This window comes from Kribbella sp. CA-294648 (assembly GCF_050943845.1).
Lineage (GTDB): Bacteria > Actinomycetota > Actinomycetes > Propionibacteriales > Kribbellaceae > Kribbella.
In genome coordinates this window covers 3,042,761-3,061,250 of sequence record NZ_CP191981.1, presented here as the reverse complement: position 1 = coordinate 3,061,250, position 18,490 = coordinate 3,042,761, and the positions used below count along the sequence as shown (strand labels likewise).

General features: G+C 68.0%; 16 protein-coding genes. 8 read left to right on the top strand and 8 right to left on the bottom strand.

Translation table 11 applies throughout. The annotated features are described in order from the left end of the window. Nucleotides 1-147 precede the first annotated feature (147 nt). Genes kduI through ACQPYM_RS14760 form a run of 3 tightly spaced genes read left to right on the top strand, consistent with a single transcriptional unit; the run spans nucleotide 148 to nucleotide 2,578 of the window. Nucleotides 148-987 carry a 5-dehydro-4-deoxy-D-glucuronate isomerase gene (gene kduI / locus ACQPYM_RS14770; protein WP_433020814.1) on the top strand — a complete coding sequence of 280 codons (840 nt, stop codon included), beginning with the start codon at nucleotides 148-150 and terminating at the stop codon, nucleotides 985-987. Continuing rightward, the gene (locus tag ACQPYM_RS14765; RefSeq protein ID WP_433020811.1) at nucleotides 984-1,802 is read left to right on the top strand and encodes an SDR family oxidoreductase; all 819 of its coding nucleotides are present in this window, start codon (nucleotides 984-986) and stop codon (nucleotides 1,800-1,802) included. The genes kduI and ACQPYM_RS14765 overlap by 4 nt, the downstream gene beginning before the upstream one ends. Before the next feature lie 11 nt (nucleotides 1,803-1,813). Next, entirely contained in the window at nucleotides 1,814-2,578 is a 765-nt protein-coding gene (locus tag ACQPYM_RS14760; RefSeq protein WP_433020808.1) for an IclR family transcriptional regulator, read from the top strand. Nucleotides 2,579-2,588: 10 nt separating this feature from the next. On the opposite strand, the gene ACQPYM_RS14755 is transcribed toward ACQPYM_RS14760, so the two are convergent. From ACQPYM_RS14755 to lepA, 3 genes are all read right to left on the bottom strand, one after another. Beyond that, nucleotides 2,589-3,215, bottom strand: coding sequence for an MOSC domain-containing protein (locus ACQPYM_RS14755; RefSeq protein WP_433020805.1), 627 nt, complete (start codon nucleotides 3,213-3,215; stop codon nucleotides 2,589-2,591). 68 nt (nucleotides 3,216-3,283) lie between these two features. Continuing rightward, nucleotides 3,284-4,195, bottom strand: coding sequence for an aminoglycoside phosphotransferase family protein (locus tag ACQPYM_RS14750; RefSeq protein WP_433020802.1), 912 nt, complete (start codon nucleotides 4,193-4,195; stop codon nucleotides 3,284-3,286). Between the two features lie 2 nt (nucleotides 4,196-4,197). Then, nucleotides 4,198-6,087, bottom strand: coding sequence for a translation elongation factor 4 (gene lepA, locus ACQPYM_RS14745; protein WP_433020799.1), 1,890 nt, complete (start codon nucleotides 6,085-6,087; stop codon nucleotides 4,198-4,200). A gap of 198 nt (nucleotides 6,088-6,285) precedes the next feature. On the opposite strand from lepA, the gene ACQPYM_RS14740 reads away from it, so the two are divergent. The 3 genes from ACQPYM_RS14740 to ACQPYM_RS14730 are packed head-to-tail and all read left to right on the top strand — an operon-like array spanning nucleotide 6,286 to nucleotide 9,062. Further along, nucleotides 6,286-6,825, top strand: coding sequence for a SigE family RNA polymerase sigma factor (locus ACQPYM_RS14740; RefSeq protein WP_433020796.1), 540 nt, complete (start codon nucleotides 6,286-6,288; stop codon nucleotides 6,823-6,825). Next, nucleotides 6,822-8,084: a hypothetical protein gene (locus ACQPYM_RS14735; RefSeq protein ID WP_433020793.1), complete on the top strand. Its 1,263-nt coding sequence runs from the start codon at nucleotides 6,822-6,824 to the stop codon at nucleotides 8,082-8,084. The genes ACQPYM_RS14740 and ACQPYM_RS14735 overlap by 4 nt, the downstream gene beginning before the upstream one ends. A gap of 42 nt (nucleotides 8,085-8,126) precedes the next feature. Beyond that, nucleotides 8,127-9,062 carry a phosphotransferase family protein gene (locus ACQPYM_RS14730; RefSeq protein WP_433020790.1) on the top strand — a complete coding sequence of 312 codons (936 nt, stop codon included), beginning with the start codon at nucleotides 8,127-8,129 and terminating at the stop codon, nucleotides 9,060-9,062. On the opposite strand, the gene ACQPYM_RS14725 is transcribed toward ACQPYM_RS14730, so the two are convergent. Next, nucleotides 9,059-12,106, bottom strand: a complete 3,048-nt coding sequence (locus ACQPYM_RS14725; RefSeq protein ID WP_433020787.1) for a S8 family peptidase — start codon at nucleotides 12,104-12,106, stop codon at nucleotides 9,059-9,061. The two genes, ACQPYM_RS14730 and ACQPYM_RS14725, sit on opposite strands and share 4 nt — an antisense overlap. 322 nt (nucleotides 12,107-12,428) lie before the next feature. Here ACQPYM_RS14725 and rpsT point away from each other — a divergent pair, with 322 nt between their 5' ends. Continuing rightward, complete coding sequence (rpsT, locus tag ACQPYM_RS14720; protein WP_360282077.1) at nucleotides 12,429-12,689, top strand: 30S ribosomal protein S20; 261 nt, start codon at nucleotides 12,429-12,431, stop codon at nucleotides 12,687-12,689. A 178-nt stretch (nucleotides 12,690-12,867) separates the two neighbouring features. On the opposite strand, the gene ngcE is transcribed toward rpsT, so the two are convergent. The 3 genes from ngcE to ACQPYM_RS14705 form a co-directional block, all read right to left on the bottom strand. After that, nucleotides 12,868-14,292 carry an N-acetylglucosamine/diacetylchitobiose ABC transporter substrate-binding protein gene (gene ngcE, locus ACQPYM_RS14715; protein ID WP_433020784.1) on the bottom strand — a complete coding sequence of 475 codons (1,425 nt, stop codon included), beginning with the start codon at nucleotides 14,290-14,292 and terminating at the stop codon, nucleotides 12,868-12,870. Between the two features lie 169 nt (nucleotides 14,293-14,461). Continuing rightward, on the bottom strand, nucleotides 14,462-15,445 hold the full coding sequence (gene holA / locus ACQPYM_RS14710) for a DNA polymerase III subunit delta (RefSeq protein WP_433020782.1): 984 nt from the start codon (nucleotides 15,443-15,445) through the stop codon (nucleotides 14,462-14,464). 346 nt (nucleotides 15,446-15,791) lie between these two features. Further along, a complete protein-coding gene (locus ACQPYM_RS14705; RefSeq protein ID WP_433020779.1) occupies nucleotides 15,792-16,367 on the bottom strand; it encodes a hypothetical protein in 576 nt (191 codons plus the stop codon). Between the two features lie 134 nt (nucleotides 16,368-16,501). Between ACQPYM_RS14705 and ACQPYM_RS14700 the strand changes: the two genes are divergently transcribed. After that, complete coding sequence (locus ACQPYM_RS14700) at nucleotides 16,502-17,059, top strand: hypothetical protein (protein ID WP_433020777.1); 558 nt, start codon at nucleotides 16,502-16,504, stop codon at nucleotides 17,057-17,059. 64 nt (nucleotides 17,060-17,123) lie between these two features. Here the strand turns inward: ACQPYM_RS14700 and ACQPYM_RS14695 are convergent, their stop codons facing one another. Continuing rightward, on the bottom strand, nucleotides 17,124-18,404 hold the full coding sequence (locus ACQPYM_RS14695; protein ID WP_433020774.1) for an MFS transporter: 1,281 nt from the start codon (nucleotides 18,402-18,404) through the stop codon (nucleotides 17,124-17,126). Between the last annotated feature and the right edge of the window lie 86 nt (nucleotides 18,405-18,490).

Sequence of the window (18,490 nt, the reverse complement as noted above, 5' to 3'; positions counted from 1 at the left end):
CCAGGGGCGGGATGTGACTGGAAGGTTCCACCTGTCAGAACCATGTGTCAATAGGCGGAACAGAACCCGATAACCGTGCTGCCTCAGCCACTGATCAAGCCGTGGAAAGCGTTTGACAGTTTGTTCCGCGTCATAGAACCTTGTTCTGTGAACCCGTCGCAGAAGCCTCTTCAGGTCCGGCACGCCACCCATCCCGACCAGGTGCGCGGGTTCGACACCGCCGCGCTGCGCCGGACGTACCTGGTCGACGACCTCTTCACCGCCGACACGGTCACCGCCGTGCTGACTCACCACGACCGGATCGTGCTGGCCGGCGCCCGCCCGGTCAGCGGCCCGCTCGCCCTGGGCACCTGGCCGGAGCTGCGCAGCGAGTACTTCCTCGAGCGCCGCGAGGCCGGCATCGTGAACGTCGGCGGCCCCGGCACCGTGACGGTCGACGGCACCAAGTTCGAACTCACCACCGGCGCCTGCCTGTACGCCGGCCGCGGCGCGCGCGAGGTCGTGTTCGAAGGCACCGACGCCGCGTTCTACTTGTTCTCGGCGGCCGCGCACACCGACTTCCCCACCACACTCGTCCAGCCCGGCGAGGGCAACCGGCTCGAGCTCGGCGACCAGCAGACCGCGAACCGCCGCACGATCGACCAGTACATCCACGCCGGCGGCGTCCGGAGCTGCCAGATCGTGCTCGGCGTGACCACCCTGCACGCGGGCAGCACCTGGAACACGATGCCCGCGCACACCCACGACCGGCGTACCGAGTGCTACCTGTACTTCGGCCTGCCGGAGTCGGAGCGCATCGTCCACCTGCTGGGCGAACCCGACGAGACCCGGCACCTGCTCGTCGCCGATCGCCAGGCGGTGATCTCACCGAGCTGGTCGATCCACTCGGGAGTCGGCACCTCGTCGTACAGCTTCGTCTGGGCGATGGCCGGCGAGAACCAGGCCTTCACCGACATGGACGGCGTCGACGTGAAGGACCTGCGGTGACGGCTGACGTCCCGGACCCTTCCACCGCACCCGGCCCAGCGCCGCTGAACGCCTTCCACCTGCAGGGCCGCACCGCCCTCGTCACGGGCGCCCGCCGAGGCATCGGCGCGGCGATCGCCGCCGGTCTTGCCGCGGCCGGCGCCGATCTCATCCTGATGGCGCGTGATGCCGCGCTCGAAGACACGCTGGAAGCGATCAAGGAGAACGGCGGCGGGCAGGCGCGGGTGGTGACAGCGGACTTCGCCGATCCGGCCGCAGTCGAGGCGGCAGCCAACGAGGCCGTCGCCTTGGCCGACGCAGCGGGTCGCCCGATCGACATTCTGGTCAACAACGCCGGCACCATTCGCCGGGCTTCGGCGGCCGATACGACGGCGGCCGACTGGCAGTACGTGATCGACGTGAACCTCAACTCGACCTGGGCTGTCACCCGGCCGGTCGGCGCGTCGATGGTCCGGCGGGGCGGTGGCAAGATCATCACGATCGCTTCGCTGCTGAGCTTCCAGGGCGGCATCACCGTACCGGCGTACACGGCGAGCAAACACGCGGTCGCCGGTCTCACGAAGGCGCTGGCCAACGAGTGGGGGCCGGCCGGCGTCCAGGTGAACGCGATCGCGCCTGGGTACATCAGTACCGACAACACCACCGACCTGCGCGCCGACGCGGACCGGGAGGCGGCCATCCGCGACCGCATCCCGGCCGGCCGCTGGGGCCGCCCCGAGGACCTGGTCGGCGCCGCCGTCTTCCTGGCCTCGGCGGCTTCCGACTACGTCAACGGGCACGTGCTCGCCGTCGACGGTGGCTGGCTGGCGAGATGAGAGGTGACAGGATGAGCGACATGAGTTCGCCCTCGGCCATCGACAAGACGCTGATGGTGCTCGACGCCGTCCTCGAGCACTCCCGTTTCACCGACGTGGTGACGGCCACCGGCCTGGCCAAATCGACCGTGCACCGGATCATGGCGTCCCTGGTCGAGCACGAGTTCGTCGCCCAGGCCGAGGACGGTTCGTACCACCCGGGCCCGAAGGCGCTGCGGCTGGCCGGTCACGCCCTCACCAACGTGGACCTGGCGACGGTGGCCCGGCCGGTGCTGGCCGACCTGGTCGCCCAGACACGCTGCACTGTGCATGTCGGTCTGCTCAACGGCGACGAGGCGATCTACGTCGCGCGTCTCGACGGACCTAAGCCTTATCGGATGCCGTCGCGGGTGGGCAAGGCCTTCTGGCTGCACTGCACGGGGATCGGCAAGGCGTTGCTCGCCGAGAAGGACGACGCCGAACTGGATGCGCTGGTCACCCGCACCGGGCTTCCGGCCCGTACTCCGCTGACTCACACGACCGCGGCCGCGCTGAAGGCCGACCTCGCCCAGGTCCGCGCCCGCGGTTACGCGCTGGACGACGAGGAGAACGAACCCGGCATCCGCTGCGTCGCCGCCGTCATCCACGACCACACCGGCAGTGCGATCGCGGCGGTCAGCATCTCGACGTTGTCCCTGGAGCAGTCCATCGCCCAGGTCGCCCTGATGGCCCCGGCTGCGATCGAAGCAGCCCGCAAGATCTCCGCCGCCCTCGGCTATCTGGAGCCCTCGCACTAGCCCTTGCTGTTCAGGCTCTTGCTGCGATGCGCTGGGCTGCTTCGCGGAGTTCGTCCACCAGGTCGACGCCGGACTCGAGCATGCCCCGCATCTTGGCGGAGTCCTGGCCGGCGAACATCTCGGCCACGGTGACCTCGTGGTCCGGCCGCCTGAGGATCTCGATCGGATCACCTGCGCCGATCGTGCCGGGCTTCAGCACCTTGAGATAGGCACCCGGCCGACCGCCCTGGTGGAACCGCTTGACCCACCCCTTGAGCTGCATCCGGTCCTGGAACGTGACGCACGGAATCCGCGGCGCCCGAACCATCACCTCGACCTCGGCACCGATCCGCCACACCTCACCGATCAAGGCGTTGTTGACGTCGAGCCCCTCGGTCCGCAGATTCTCACCGAAGAGCCCACTCGGGATGGCGCGGCCGAGTTGCTCACTCCACCAGCGGGCGTCCTCCTCGGCGTACGCGTAAACCGCCTGATCCGGCCCACCATGATTCTTGGTGTCACAAACCCGATCCCCCACGAGCCCAAGCTCCCCCACCGCGACCCGCCCACCCTGCGGCCGCTTGTCGATCGCCGTCAGCCCGGTGTCCTTGGGCCCCGGGATCAGTTCCTCCACCACATTCACCGTCAGCAGCCGCATACCGCCCATCCTCCCCCGGCCGACGACCGCCGGCCACCGAGTTTCCACCGCCGGGAAGCGAGCGGCGGTCAGTCCTGGATGGCTTTGACGATGGCTATGTTTCGGGTCAGCCAGTCTTGGGGGAGGGTGTGGTCGGGGTCGGTTGACTGGAGGGTCCAGAGGACGTTGAGCAGGTGGCGGACGATGACCCAGTCGCGGGTGCGGTCCTCGTCGAGGTTGGCGGTGTCGATGGCTGTGTAGAAGCGCTGGCGGACGCGGAAGCGGAGGTCGCCTGAGGCGATGACGTCGTCCCAGCGGTTCCAGAGCAGTGGGGCGACCTCGTACGCCGGGTCGCCGGACAACGGCTTCGGGTCGATGACCAGCCAGGGCTCCCGATCCCCCGCCAGCACGTTGAAGTAGTGCAGGTCGGTATGGACCAATGTGCCGTCGCAGTCTGGGTCGGCGACCAAGTCGGAGGCCAGCGAGATCGCCTGTTCGACGTACCGGTGCGGCACCGGCGCCGAGGCGGGTAGTTGCCGGAAGCCCTCGATCCAGCGCTTCAGTTCGCCGGACAGCGTCCGGTACTGCGGCCCCGCGGCGACATGCAGCCGTTTGTAGCTGGAGGCAACAATCTCGCAAGCCTCAAGATCGTCGACAGTGGTCAGATCCCTTGGCTGCAAACGCTCCAGCAGCAAGGCGAACCGGCGCGGATCGGCCCGCAGCAACTTGACCGCCCCGTTGCCGTCCCAGGCACGCAGCGCGAGATGCTCGGTCTCAGCCTCCCAATGCGGGAACTGCACCTTCAGCACACCCGGCGTACCGTCCTTGGCGACCACCGGCACCACCAACGCACAGTTCCCGTACGCCGGTACGCCGTCCTCGCGCAGCTCCCACTCGGCCAGCAACTCGCGCGTCAGCCGGGGCAGCCGTTCCAGCCACGCGGCCCAGTCAGGACCGCGTGACCCGACCTCGAGAAACTTCGCGGGGATCTCGACCGGCACTACTACTTCTTGGTCTTGTCGCCCGGGGACTCGCTGGTCTTGAGGGCAGCGATGAAGGCTTCCTGGGGGACCTCGACCCGGCCCACCATCTTCATCCGCTTCTTGCCCTCTTTCTGCTTCTCCAGCAGTTTGCGCTTCCGGGTGATGTCACCGCCGTAGCACTTGGCCAGCACGTCCTTGCGGATCGCCCGGATCGACTCGCGGGCGATGATCCGGGACCCGATCGCGGCCTGGATCGGCACCTCGAACTGCTGCCGCGGGATGAGCTCCTTGAGCTTGCCGGCCAGCGCGACGCCGTACGAGTAGGCGTTGTCGCGGTGCACGATCGCCGAGAACGCGTCCACCGTCTCGCCCTGCAGCAGGATGTCGACCTTGACCAGCGCGGCGGCCTGCTCGCCGGTCGGTTCGTAGTCCAGTGACGCGTAACCCTTGGTCTTCGACTTCAGCTGGTCGAAGAAGTCGAAGACGATCTCGGCCAGCGGCAGCGTGTAGCGCAGCTCGACCCGGTCCTCGGACAGGTACTCCATCCCCTGCAGGTTGCCCCGCTTGGTCTGGCACAGATCCATGATGACGCCGATGAAGTCCTTCGGGCTGAGGATCGTCGCCCGTACTACAGGCTCGTAAATTTCATCGATCTTGCCTTCGGGGAACTCGCTCGGGTTGGTGACGACGTGTTCCTTGCCGTCCTCCATCTGGACCCGGTAGACCACGTTCGGCGCGGTCGAGATCAGGTCGAGGTCGAACTCGCGCTCGAGCCGCTCCCGGACGATCTCCATGTGCAGCAGCCCGAGGAAGCCACAGCGGAACCCGAAGCCGAGCGCGCCCGAGCTCTCCGGCTCGTACTGCAGGGCGGCGTCGTTGAGCTGCAGCCGCTCCAGCGCGTCGCGCAGCGTCGGGTAGTCGTCGCCGTCGATCGGGAACAGCCCGGAGTACACCATCGGCTGGGGGTGCTTGTAGCCGCCGAGTGCTTCGGTCGCGCCGCGGATCGAGGAGGTGACGGTGTCACCGACCCGGGACTGACGGACGTCCTTCACCCCGGTGATCAGGTAGCCGACCTCGCCGACGCCGATACTCGCGGACTTCACCGGCTCCGGCGAGATGACGCCGACCTCGAGCATCTCGTGCACCGCGCCGCTGGACATCATCTTGATCTTGTCCCGGTGGGTCAGTTCACCGTCGACCACCCGGACGTAGGTGACCACGCCGCGGTAGGTGTCGTAGACCGAGTCGAAGATCAGCGCCCGCGGCGGAGCGTCCTTGACACCCTTGGGCGGCTCGACCTGGGCGACGATCTCGCTGAGCAGCTCCTCGACGCCCTCGCCGGTCTTCGCCGAGACCCGCAGTACGTCGGACTCCTTGCAGCCGATGATGTGCGCCAGCTCGGCGGCGTACTTCTCCGGCTGGGCGCCCGGCAGGTCGATCTTGTTCAGCACCGGGATGATGTGCAGGTCCGCGTTCAGCGCGAGGTACAGGTTGGCCAGCGTCTGCGCCTCGATGCCCTGCGCCGCGTCGACCAGCAGCACCGCACCCTCACACGCCTCCAGCGACCGGGACACCTCGTAGGTGAAGTCCACGTGGCCGGGGGTGTCGATCATGTTCAGGATGTACGTCGTACCGTCCGGGGCGAGCAGTCCGCCCGGGGTGTCCGGCTTCGGCGCGAACGGCAGCCGGACCGCCTGCGACTTGATCGTGATGCCGCGCTCGCGCTCGATGTCCATCCGGTCCAGGTACTGCGCCCGCATCGCGCGGCCGTCGACCACTCCGGTGATCTGCAGCATCCGGTCGGCCAGCGTCGACTTGCCGTGGTCGATGTGGGCGATGATGCAGAAGTTCCGGATCAGCGACGGGTCGGTACGACCGGGCTGCGGAACGGGCGTGGGGCCAGCGGGCACGGAAGATTCCAGTTCGTCTCGGGTGGTCGATCCAACCGCGCGGCAGGGTCCGCGGCAGTCCCCCAATCATCCCATGCCGCCCCACCGCTTTTCGACCGGCACTTCGTCACCCAGAGTCACGCTTGATCTCGGTTCGTGACAGGAAGCCTCTGGCGTGCAACAAACGTGCTGAGCCGGTGTCTCTCTACTGTGAGCGACATGATGCTGAGCGGGGGCAGCCGGGCCGAGGCCCCGCCCGCGCCGGAGCTGGACCGGGAGGCCGCGATCACCCGGTTGTACCGGGAGAAGTGGGCCGGCATGGTCCGGCTGTCCCTGCTGATGCTCGGCGACCGGCCGTCGGCCGAGGACGCCGTCCAGGAAGCCTTCGCCGCGATGTACCGGCGCTGGGACAAGATCAAGGACCGCACCCGCGTCGAGGCCTACCTGCGCTCCGCGGTGCTGAACACCAGCCGGTCCGTACTCCGGCGCCGCAAGCTCGCTCTGCTGCACCGGGGCCAGCCCGAGCCGGCTGTCTGGTCCGCGGAGAGCGCGGCCATGATCGGCGAGGACCGCCGGGAGGTGCTCGCGGCACTCGCGACACTGCCGGCCCGGCGGCGCGAAGTACTGGTGATGCGGTTCTATCTGCATCTGTCCGACGCCGACATCGCGCAGACTCTCGGCATCAGTGAGGTCTCCGTGCGATCGACCGCGTCCCGTGCGTTGAAGAGTCTGGGCCACAAGCTGAAGGAGGACCGATGACGAAGCATCTCGAAGAGCGGTTGTCAGAGGCCCTCGACGCCGCTGCCGGAACCGTGCCGGACACCGCGGTCCCGCCGGAACTGTTCCCCGCGAAACCGGCCGCCCAGCGGCGGTGGACACCGGTGCTGGCGATCGGGCTCGCCATGACAGCCGTGGTGGTCGCCGTGGCCATCCCGGTCGCGATCTCCCGGAACCGTTCGGCGCCGCCGCCGGCCGCGAGCATGTGCCCGGAGCCGCCGGCCGTCGAGGCGCTGACCTACGAGAAGCGGGAGTACGCCGGTTCGCAGGACCCCGCCGGTTCGCAGTACGGCGAGCTGGACAAGCTGCCGTTCGGTTCGCCGCCGAGGGTGCCGTTCGTGATGGCGAAGGACGGGCCCGTGAACGTCACCTATCTGGAGGACCTCGGCGTCAGGGTTCCGCTGCCGGACCGGCGGCTGATCACCAGCATCGGCCGAGTCGACTGTGGCTGGGTGGTGGACCGCCGGACGGGCGCCGACGGCGATCTGCCGGAGATCGGTGTCCTGAGCACGGACGGGAGCTTCCGGTCGTTCGGGCGCACGACCGCCGAAGGCGCTTCGTTGTCGCCGGACGGCAGCCGGTTGGCCTACGTCGCCCCTGAGGCCGGCGGCAAAGCCTCGGTCGTCACCGTTTCCGTTGCCACCGGCAAGCGATTGGCGGCGACTCCGGCGTCCACGACCACCGAGGTGGCGGGCTGGAACAGCCACGGCGTGTGGTTCCTGTCGGACGGAGCGAAGTACGTGACCAAGATGTGGGAGCCGGGCTCGGCGCCAGTCACCGTGGACACCGGCAAGCACCGGCTGACGGCGTACCCGGGAACGGACCGGATGCTGCTGACCGACCCGGAGCCCGTCTACACCAACGAGGGCAGCGACGCATGCGTCCAGGTCGTCACGCTCGGCACCGCGAACAAGCTGCAGACAGTGGTGGAGAAGTGCGGCGGCGCGGGCGGCACCTTATCGCCTGACGGCAGCGTGCTGGTCGCCGAGACGGGCACCATCGCCCAGGGCTACCTGGTCGAGACGGGGGCCAAGACAGGCCTCAACGTCTCGTCGACGATCGTCACGCCCGACTACGCGGCGATCTGGGAGGATCCGAACCACGTTCTCAGCGCAGCCTCGCTGGGATCCTCCGACCGCGTGTTCACCACCCGCTGCAATGTCCGGACCGGTGCCTGCGAACGGATCCAGGACGGCCCGGAATCGTCCGTCATCGTCGGTCCGGACCTCGGCCGGCCCTAAATCGGAGGCTTCGCGGCTGCCCGGGCCCTACCCTCGGTAGGCATGGCACACGCAAGCGGAGTCCGCCTGCCGTACGAGGAATCCCCGGCGACCGTCCGGGCCTGGGTGGACCGCGCACTGGGTTCGTCGGTCGTCTCCGCAGCGACCCAGCAGGGCGGCTTCTCCCCCGGCGTCGCTGCCCGCCTGGTGACGACCACTGGCCGCCGCGCCTTCCTCAAGGCCGTCGGCTCGTCGCTGAACCCTGACACGCCCACCTTGTTTCGCAACGAGATCGCTGCCATGCAAGGGCTTGCAGCCCACTCGTTGCCGCACACACCTTTCCTGTACGACGTGTACGACGACGGCGACTGGGTCGGCCTGCTGATGGAGGACATCGACGGCTACCTCCCGCCCCACCCGTGGCGCCCGCAGGACGCGAACCGGGTGCTCGACGCGCTCGAGGAACTGACCGCCGCGCTGCAGCCATCCCCCTGGCCGGCCGCGCCAGTCGCGGCAGTCCGGAGCAGGGAGTTCTTGAGCCGCTGGGATCTGGTGGTCGCCGACGGGCTCGACGTACCCGACTGGATGGCAGGGCGTCAGGAGGAGTTCGCAGAGCTCGCCAGGGCCGGGCTAGCCGCTCTCGCTGTGGGCGACGGGCTGGTGCACTGGGACCTGCGGGCCGACAACATCCTGATGACCGAGCAGCGGGTCGTCTTCGTCGACTGGGCCCACGCGGCGTTGGGAGCGCCGTGGGCGGACACCGTCATCCTGCACGCCGACATGCGGGGCGCAGTGGATCTTCCCCCGCTGCCGGACGATGTGGGGATCACTGGCTTCATCGCCGGCATTGCGGGAGGGCAATGGTGGGGCAGCCACCAGCAGTCGCCTGCGGGTCTGCCCACCCTTCGTGCTTGGCAGCGTGAGTCGGCCCTGCAGCACCTTGACTGGCTGCGGGACCGACTCAGCTGGAGATGCGATCTAGCTGTTGATGCGGACTAGCTGTTGACGCGGATGATGGTTGAGCCGGAGCCGTCGGCGCCGTCTGTGTAGGCGAGGCGGCCCAAGTAGCGGCTGCCTGCGGTCAGGCCGGTCCAGGTGGCTGTGACCGACGCCTGGCCTGCCGTGGTGACCGGCTGGGAGGCCGGGGTGGCCGTCAGGTTCCCTGCGGGCTCGTTGAGCTGCCAGTGGTTGAGCTTGACGAGCTGCTCGTCCGCGCCGGCGAACAGGTCGACGTACACGTCGTACGAGCCACCTGCGGGTGCAGCCAGGTTGACTTCTTCTTCGGCGGTGCCGCCGGCGCTGCTACCGAGCAAGGTCTTGGTACCGGCCTTATACACGAAGACGTCGAGGTCGGTGCCCGCCGGGTGGTCAGCGTCGAAGGTGGAGAACCTGGCGTGCTTGGTGCCGGCCGGGACTGTCACCGTGTACTTCGCGACGTGGCTGTTGGCCGCCGGGTTGGTGGTCGGGAAGGAGACGCCACCAGGGTTCGTCAGAGTTGCTTCAGCAACCGTGGCGGCAGTCAGGCCGCTCACAGACGTCTGCAGCGTGCCGGTGTAGCCAGCGGTGAACGGGACCTCGACAGAACCGCTGGTGCCCGTGCCGGTGACTTGCACCGGCGCCTTGAGCGTCAGCGGCCGGACCGCCAGCGTGCTACTGACCACGTGCCGGTTGGAGGTCCAGTTGAGCTTGCCGAAGGAGTACTGCTCCAGCGGAGCTCCGTTGTGCTTGAAGGTCACCGTGTACGACGCAGTGCGACCGGGCAGGACCAGCATGAGCTTCGGCGAGACAGTGACCTGGAAACCGGTCATGCCCTCGACCTTCGGGCGGTAGAGCTCGGGAAGCAGGCCCACGTTGCGCACGGTCCGCTTGACCGTCTGCTGGCCGGCCAGGTCGCCGATCGCGATGGTCGGGTAGTTCAGGTCGCTCGGGTCGATCTTGCCCTTGGCACACAGCTGGTGCGTCGCCCCGACCTGACCCGATCCACACACGAACTTCGCCCAGTCGTCGTACGAGGAGTCGTAGACCAGTCCTGGGTTCATCGCTTTCTTCGGCTGCATCATGCCGGCGCCGTACCCGAACGGATTGCCGGCCGAGCCGGAGTCATTCTTGATCGGGTCGCCGTTGGTGTCGAGCGAGTTGCCGGTGGTCAGCAGCGCCGACTTGATCGCCATCGGAGACCAGCTCGGGTACCGGCTCTTGAGCACGGCGGCCGCGCCGGCGATGTGCGGCGACGCCATCGACGTACCGCTGAGGAAGGCGTACTCCCCACCCGCGGCGCTGAACGCGCTGGTGGCGGCGAGGACGTTGGTGCCCGGCGCCATGATGTCGGGCTTGAGCAGGTCACCGTTACCGGCCGGGGACGGGCCGCGGCTCGACGTACTGGCGACCTTCGGCGCGTTCACCCGGACGGTCTTGGCGGCGCCGATCTGGGCCGTCGGGGCGGCGGCGCCGGAGACGTAGGCCTTGATCTCGGGGTTGGCCACGTGGTCGAGGTGGACCGTGGGGACGGAGTGCAGGTCCGAGTCGAGCGTGCTGGCGGTCGGGTTGACCAGGATCACGCCGATGCCGCCGGCGTTCTTCACCTGCAGGCTCTTGTCCACCCGGGCGGTCACGCCGCGGTCGCAGACGACGATCTTGCCGGTCACCTTGGCCGGGTCGAGCGTGCCGGTCATGCAGAGTTCCAGGTTGGTGGGGTTGGCGCCCGCGAGGCCGGCGTCCTTGGCCAGGATCACCGGGGCGCTCGGCGTACCGGCGCCGATCCCCGCACCCGTGTACGACTTGCCGTTGCCCAGGGTGACCGTGGTCTGCACGTCGCGGTCATGGGTGCCGTTGGCAACCGTCATGACCCACGGATAGGTCTTGCCGACGGTCCCGACGCCCGGACCGGTGTTGCCGGCACTGGTCGCGACGAACACGCCGGCCTTGGCCGCACGGAGGAAGGCAAGCCCGGTCGCGTTCACGTAGGTCGAGCCGGAACCGGAGATCGAGTAGTTGATCACGTCGACACCGTCGGCCACGGCAGCGTCGATGCCCGCGACGATGTCCGCGTCCGTACCGCTACCGCCGCCGGCCTCGTTGACGGTCCACAGCACCTTGTAGATGGCGAGCCGGGCGTGCGGGGCGATGCCCGAGCCCTTGCCGTAGTCCCGGCCGAGGACGCTCATGTCGACGCCGTAGTTGCCGGCCGCAGTACTGGCCGTGTGGGTGCCGTGGCCGCCGTAGTCACGGGGCGACCGGAACTCGGCCGGGATCGGACGGTCGCCGATGCCGGCGTCGAAGTACCGGGCTCCGATGACCTTGTTGTTGCAGGTCACCGGCGCTTCCGTGCCGGCCTGGCAGGTGCCCTTCCACTTCTTGGCGACCAGCGCGTCCGACTGCTTGGTCGTCTTGATCGGCGCGAAGCTCGGCCGCTCGGGGACGAACCCGGTGTCGATGACGCCGACGATCACGCCGTCGCCGGCCTTGTCGATGCCGCCGGCCTGCTGCCAGGCGCCACCTCGGCCCGACAGGCCGAGGTACCGGGGCGTGTCGACCGTGTCCTGGTGCTGCAGCTCGCTGGCCTCGACGCTCTTCACGCCGGAGGACTTGGCCAGCTTGACGGCCTCGTCGTGCGACATGCGCGCGGAGAAGCCGGCGTACGTGTAGTTGTAGTCGTACAGCTTCTTCGCGCCCGGCACCTGGCGGAGCACGTCGGTGCGCTCGCGGGCGAGGTGCCGCACGTACGACGTGACCTGGGCGGCACCGGTCAGCAGCTTGCCGCCGGGGAGCGCCCGAGTCGCGGGCAGACCGGCGATGTCGCCGTCGTACTCGGCTACCGGGGAGTCGTCCAGCTGGACGATGTAGGCGCCGGTCGGGGACTCCTTGACCGGGGCGCTGCTGGTCTCGGTGGTCGCGGCCAAGCCGTTGGCTGGGCTGCTGGCCTCGGTGCTGGCTGGTGAGGTGAGGGCTGCGGTGGCTTGGGCGCCGGTGGCGATCACCAGAGCTGCGGCAGAAGCCGAGGCCACCAGGAGCAGGCGGGTACGACGGCGGGCGGGTGCGGGCACGGGCGGGCCTCCAGGCAGGGTGGAACTGGTTCACTGGTGACGGCCGCAGACACCACCCCCGCGGCAACCGGCGTCACTGAGGGGGCTGAGTATGCCGTTCACTCGCGGTGATGTCACGCTCCTTGCGAGCTGTGTCACCAGAATCGTCGTCGTCCCCGGGAGGATCCGAGCTGCCGTGGGGCGGGCTTGGGCGGCGGCTCGGTTTGGTGCGGACGGCGGCTTCTTGCTAATCTGTCTCTTCGCGCGTGTGCGTTGGTACTCACCCGTGCACGCACCACCCTTTCCTGTACTGATCCCAAACACTGATCGAGGCTCTGCATCCGTGGCGAACATCAAGTCCCAGATCAAGCGCAACCGCCAGAACGAGGCTGCGCGGCTTCGCAACAAGTCGGTGAAGTCGACCCTCAAGACGGCTGTTCGCCGGTTCCGCGAGGCTGCTGACAACGGCGACACCGCGAAGGCGCAGGAGCAGGCCCGCGTTGCTGCCCGCCTGCTCGACAAGGCCGCCAGCAAGGGCGTCATCCACGCCAACCAGGCAGCCAACCGGAAGTCGTCCATCTTCAAGAAGGCCGCTTCCCTCTGACAGCGCGCTGACGATCGGCCCCTCCGGTACCCGGAACGCGGCCGATCGTTTTTGCGTGCCCGCCCACAGGCGACCGACGTACAGGGCTAGTTCTTCTGGCCCGAAGGCGCGCAGTGCCCGCAGCCGTTCTGGCCGCGGGCACTGGTAGTGGCAATGGCTCTGACAGGTCCGTGGCCGGCTAGCTGCGGACCTGCTTCTTCGTCTTCGGGTCCTTCGCGGTGTCGTCGGCCAGCTTCTGCGCCCGCTTCTGGAACTCGTCGGCGGTCAACCGGCCCGCCGCCAGCTCGGCGTACACGCCGCGTATCGGCTTGTCCATCGGCGCATACCAAGCAGGCCAGTACTGCGACCAGTTGTTCTCTCCGCCCGACTTCAGCAGGGCACTCGCGGACTCGGCGCCTGGACTCAGCTTGAGCCCCTCGCCCGCACCCTTCACGACAGTCGGGGAACCAGTCAGCTCGGTGAACTTGCCGGCACCCTCCTTCGACAGCATCAGCCGCAGGTACTCCAGACCACCGGCCTTGTTCTTCGCCTTCGACGGCACGATGAAGTTCTCACCCGCGTTGATGCCGGTGCAGTCGACCGGCAGCTTGGAGCCTTCGAGCAGCGGCGTGAACGTCGCGGTGGTGACGAAGTCCGGCGGCGCGACCGGCTTCTGCTCGTTCTCCAGCCAGGAACCACTGGGGATGAAGGCCGCCTGACCCTTGTTCCAGGCGGTCTGCGACTGGACGTGGTCCAGGCCGTCGGTCCCGTTCAGGATGAAACCCTTGCCCCGGAGCTCGAGCAGCGCCTCGGCGGCGAGCTTGATCGACGGGTGCATCCAGGCGTTCGGCTCGAGCGAGTCGATCTTCTTGATGACGTCGTGCCCGCCGTGCTTCACGGCCATGTCCATCACGACCTGGCCGATGTAGTTGCCGTGCTTACCCTGGTAGGCCAGCGGCGCGATCCCGGCCTTCTTGATCTCCCCGCACAAGGTGATGAACTCCGCCCAGGTCTTGGCCGGCTTCCAGCCGTGCTGGTCGAAGAGTTTCTTGTTGTACCAAATTGCGTAGACGGTCAGCACGTACTCGAGAACGAGCGGCTTGCCGTCGAGCATGGCCGCCTTCAGCGCGATCGGCTCGAGGGTGTCGCGCACCTTGACGTCCGGGTTGTCGACCGAGGGCGCGTCGAACAACTCGGTCAGGTCGGCCAGCTGACCGGTACTGGCCAGCGTCGACATCGGCAGCAGCGACGCACCGGAGTTGTCGATCACATCCGGCGGCGTCCCACCGTTGAACCGCGGCTGCAACTGCGGCGTGATGTCGGTGATGCCCTTGTGCTTGATCTCCGCCTTGCCGAACTTCTTCTTGTAGAGCGACTCGTGAAACTTCGCGTAGTCGTCCCCATACCCACCCTTGAAGATCACAACATCCAGCGCGTCGCCATCCTTCACACCGAACGGATTGGACGACGTCTTCTCCGCCCCACCCCCGCCGCTCCCACCATCCCCGTCATCCCCACCACTGGCACACCCCGCCAGCAACGCACCACCCCCACTGGCCAACAAGGTCCCCACCGCCGCCCGCCCCAAAAACACCCGCCGCGACAACCCCTTGGAAGTAGTCATCAAGCCCACCCTCCGACAACTATTTACCTCAGCAATCTGCTGGAAAGAATTTTTCCCACCCCCACCCCGAAGTCAAGCCATAACCCCGCAGCCGCACAACCGGCCGCTGGACCGAGACGCCAGGGCTCGGTCGAGTCGTGTGGGGTGGGTTTCTGCCGGAGGCCGGTGGTTAGCGGCGGCCGTGGGAGCGGCTTACTGTTATTACCATTCGTTCTAGGGCGTAGCCGGCGTCGCCGGAGGCGCCTTTTACGTCGGCGTCTGCTTGGGCGACTGCCTTGATCGCGGTGGCGAGCCCGCCGGGGGTCCAGCCGCGCGCCTGCTGTTTGAGCGTCTTCAACTTCCACGGGGGCACGCCGACCTCGCGCGCCAGATCCGCCTCGCGCAACCCGCTCGGAGCACTCGTGTACTTCGCCAGCCCTCGCAGGCCGCCCGCCATCGCGCTCGTCACGAGCACCGCGGCGACACCACAGTCGAGCGCCCAGCGCAGTTGCTCGAGCGCCGGCTCGGTCCGCCCGTTGATCGCGGCGTCCGCGACCGCGAAACTCGTCACCTCGGCGCGACCACCGAAGTACTGGCCGATCAGTTCCGGATCAACCGGCTGACCACCCGAGTCCGAAACAAGCTGCGAACACGCCCCCGCCAAAGCCCGTAGATCATGGCCAACCGCATCCACCAGCGCGGTGGCAGCCCGCTCGTCGATGCTCCCGCCGAGCAACCTGATCTCGCCAAGCACGAACTGCGGCAGCTCCCACGTCTTCGGCGCGGTCGCAACCACCTCGTTGACCGACGCCTTGCGCAACTTGTCGAGAACCGCCTTGCCCTTCTGCCCACCGGAGTGGACCAGGACGACCAGCACGTCCTCCGACGGCGCCGCGGCGTACTCGAGCAGGTGCGGAACCATCTCGGCCGGCAGGTTCTCCAAGGTCCGGAGCACCATCACCCGCTCCGCCGCGAACAGCGACGGCCCGGTGAGCTCGGCGAACACCCCGACGTCGAGATCGGCGCCACCGAGCTCGGTCACCTCAACCTCGACACCACCCTTCGACACGGCAGCAATCGCGGAACGAACAGCCCGGTCGGCAAGAAACGCCTCCGGACCGGTGACGAGCAGCACGTCACCCAGCTTGGGCGCAGAATTCTTTCGAGCAGCCATAACCCCGCCAGCATCCCACGCCCGCCCGACAATCTCGTCACCCACCAGCCAAGACACCGCCCGCACCCCCGAGCCTCCGGCAGAATGCGCACCCCTCGTCACCGGCCCAGGTCTGGTCGACGCCCCAGAGATGCCGCCTCGCTCCCACCTCGGCGACCTACGGCGCACTCGAGCCGTTTGGCGAAGCGGCGGGCGCTGGGACGAGCCGGTCCTGCTCAGCTGGACGAACCTGCGCAGCGCCCTGCGGGACAAGTTGAACAACGCCCCCTTGGGTGACGCCAACTTCCCGCTGCGGGGCAGCCGGTTTCCCGACCGAGCTGAACCGGGCCAAGCCCGTCCTGGTAGGTCAGCAGTTGCTTGTACGGAAGGGACGTGCGCGGTCGGTCAGGAGCAGCGTCCTGGTGTTGAAGGTTGACCGGTGGCTGCAGCCGTCGGCGGTGACCTCGACAGAGTGCGCGTCGACGAACCGGAACGTTGGAACGACGGTTCCGCTGTCGAGGCCGTTGGGGCTGCTCCCGTCGTCGTACCAGACAACGGTTTCCTGCGACAGTAGGCCGCGGTCGCGCCGCAGGCGTACCTCGGGTCCCATGACGCCTCTCACGCTGACGAGTTCGTGGCGGCCGTCCGGTGACGCTACTCGGTCTCCATCCGGGCGCGGCGAAAACTCGGCTGACAGCCACGCCGTACCCGCGGCGAACAAGACCCCGACAGACCCAAGCGCGACAGCGGTGATCCTGATGGAGCGGCGACGCCAGGCAAGGACTGCCGCGGCGGCGGCGGCCACTGCCACCAGGCCGGTTGACGCGGCGGCGAGGAAACCCTGGTACCGAAGGTTGAACGGATCCCACCAAGTCAGCACGCACACCGGCACGAGGATCGCAACGATCACCGCCAACACCACGATCACCCGTCCACGGGACACGAGTCACTCCTTCGAGCAGCGGTCAACGCGGAAGATCCGCGAAGCGCCGACAGTAGCCAGCATGCGTGTCACGGTGCGGAGTTCCTCCATGCGTGTCGACAGCGGAGATGGCTGGACTGGCCCCCGGATCAGCGATGATCATCGGACTTCTAGTACGGGCGACCAACCGGGGAGACATGAATACGCCGCTGACAGCCTTTCTCGGCTGGGCCTGCCTGGTGATCGCTCTGGCCGGGTGCGGTCCGGCGGGCGAGGCGGAATCCCAACGGCGGGGCGCGTCGCCGAGCCACAGTCAAACGTCCGCTCACGTTCGACCCAGCGAAGCGGTTCGTACCGATCCTGCTCCGATCAAGCGACGTTTCGTTGCTCTGGGCAACCCGTTGCGGTTGTCGTGGCAGGCCGGCGTTCTGGGCGATCAGCGCGTGCCCGGACCGTCGTCGTACTGGATCGATGCGGTCGTGACTCTTCAGCCCGAGGTCGCGCGAAAGCTGCGGAACACCGGTGCCTTGGCGGAGGCTACTGCCCCACCGACTGTCGCCGTGGATCTCCGCGGCGCCCTGCCAGAAGGCCCGTGGCTGACCGGAGCCGACCTCGATCGCGTCGTTTCCGGCAAGTCGAACTACAGCTGCCGCGCCTACCTCGCCAAGGACACCGACGTGATCGTCTTGATCGCCGAAGGAAGCAACGGGTAACACTCGCAGCCGGCGACGTACCGCGACCTTCGGGCAACTCCTGGTTGCTTCTTCTGTCCTGCCGTCAGACCCGCGTGTTCTCCGGTCCGGCCGAAGCGCCCGCTGCGGTCGCAGGCGCCGGCTCAGTCCCGTAGTCCTCGAGATTTCGCAGTTTGCGAATCGGGCTGGCCCAAACCAGCAGCGGCCCGAGCAGCATCAAAGGCGCGGTGAGCAGCAGCGTCGTCCGTACGCCGACCACCTCCGCCAGCGCCCCGGCGACCAACCCACCGGCCGGGATCAACCCCCAGGACACGAACCGTACGGTCGCCATCACCCGCGACAGCAGTTCCGGCGGGCTGGCCACCTGGCGGTAGGTGCGTGTCACCACGCTGCCCGGCACCACCGACCCGGCGAACAAGCAGTTGCCGACGGCAAAGAAGATCCAGCCGGTCGAACCGTGCCCCCACGGGATGATCGTGGCTGCTACCGCGCCAAGAACTCCCTCGGCGAGCAATACGCGAGCAGAGCCGAACTGCCGAACCAGCCAGGGCGTGAGTGAGGCGAAAATCAGCGCGCCCACGCCTTCGGTTGCCAGCAAGAGCCCGACCACGCCCGGCGGAGCTTCGAGATTCCGCACCAGGTAGACGGCGAACAGCGCCATCTGCGCGCCGCACACGAAATTGACGACGCAGGCCCACCAGGTGGCGGGAGCCATCACCGGGTGGTGGGCCACGAACCGCCAGCCGTCGGCGATCATGACCCGCATACTCGTTCGCGCTTCGCCGGAGTCCACCGGATTGCGTTCAGGGAGCCGCCGAAGCAGCACCGCGGACGCGACGTACGACCCGGCGTCGACGAACAACGCCGGCACCGCGCCCATCAACTGCACGAGCAAACCGCCGAGCGACGGCCCGCCCAGTTGGGTGACCGCGTGGGTACCCGACATCAGGCTGTTGCGGGCGTTGAGCTCGTCCTTCGGAACCACCGAGACCATGAACGTCGAACTGGCGGCGAAGAACAGCACCTCGGCGAAGTTGATCACCAGGGCGGTCGCAACAAGCTGGCCGATGGACAGATAGCCGAGCCACCACACGAGCGGAACCGACGCGATCGCAAGGGCACGCACCAGGTCGCAGGCGATCTGCGTACGACGGAGGGGGAGCCGCTGGGTGATGACCCCGGCAGGTAGGCCGATCAGGGCCCACGCGAGGTACGACGCGGCCGCGACCATGCCGAGCTGGAACGGCGTCGCGTCGAGCACCGTGACCGCGGTCAGCGGCAACGCGACGGCGGTCACCGCCGTCCCGGTGCTGCTCAGCGTGCTCGCGCCCCAGTAGTTCCAGAACGCCCCGGCGTCGCGCCTCATCCCGCCCCCTTCGAAGTAAGTTCCGAATTGGAACCCTATGCGAGAATGGCGGTCAACGCCACGCCGATTCCCCAAGGAGCTGACTC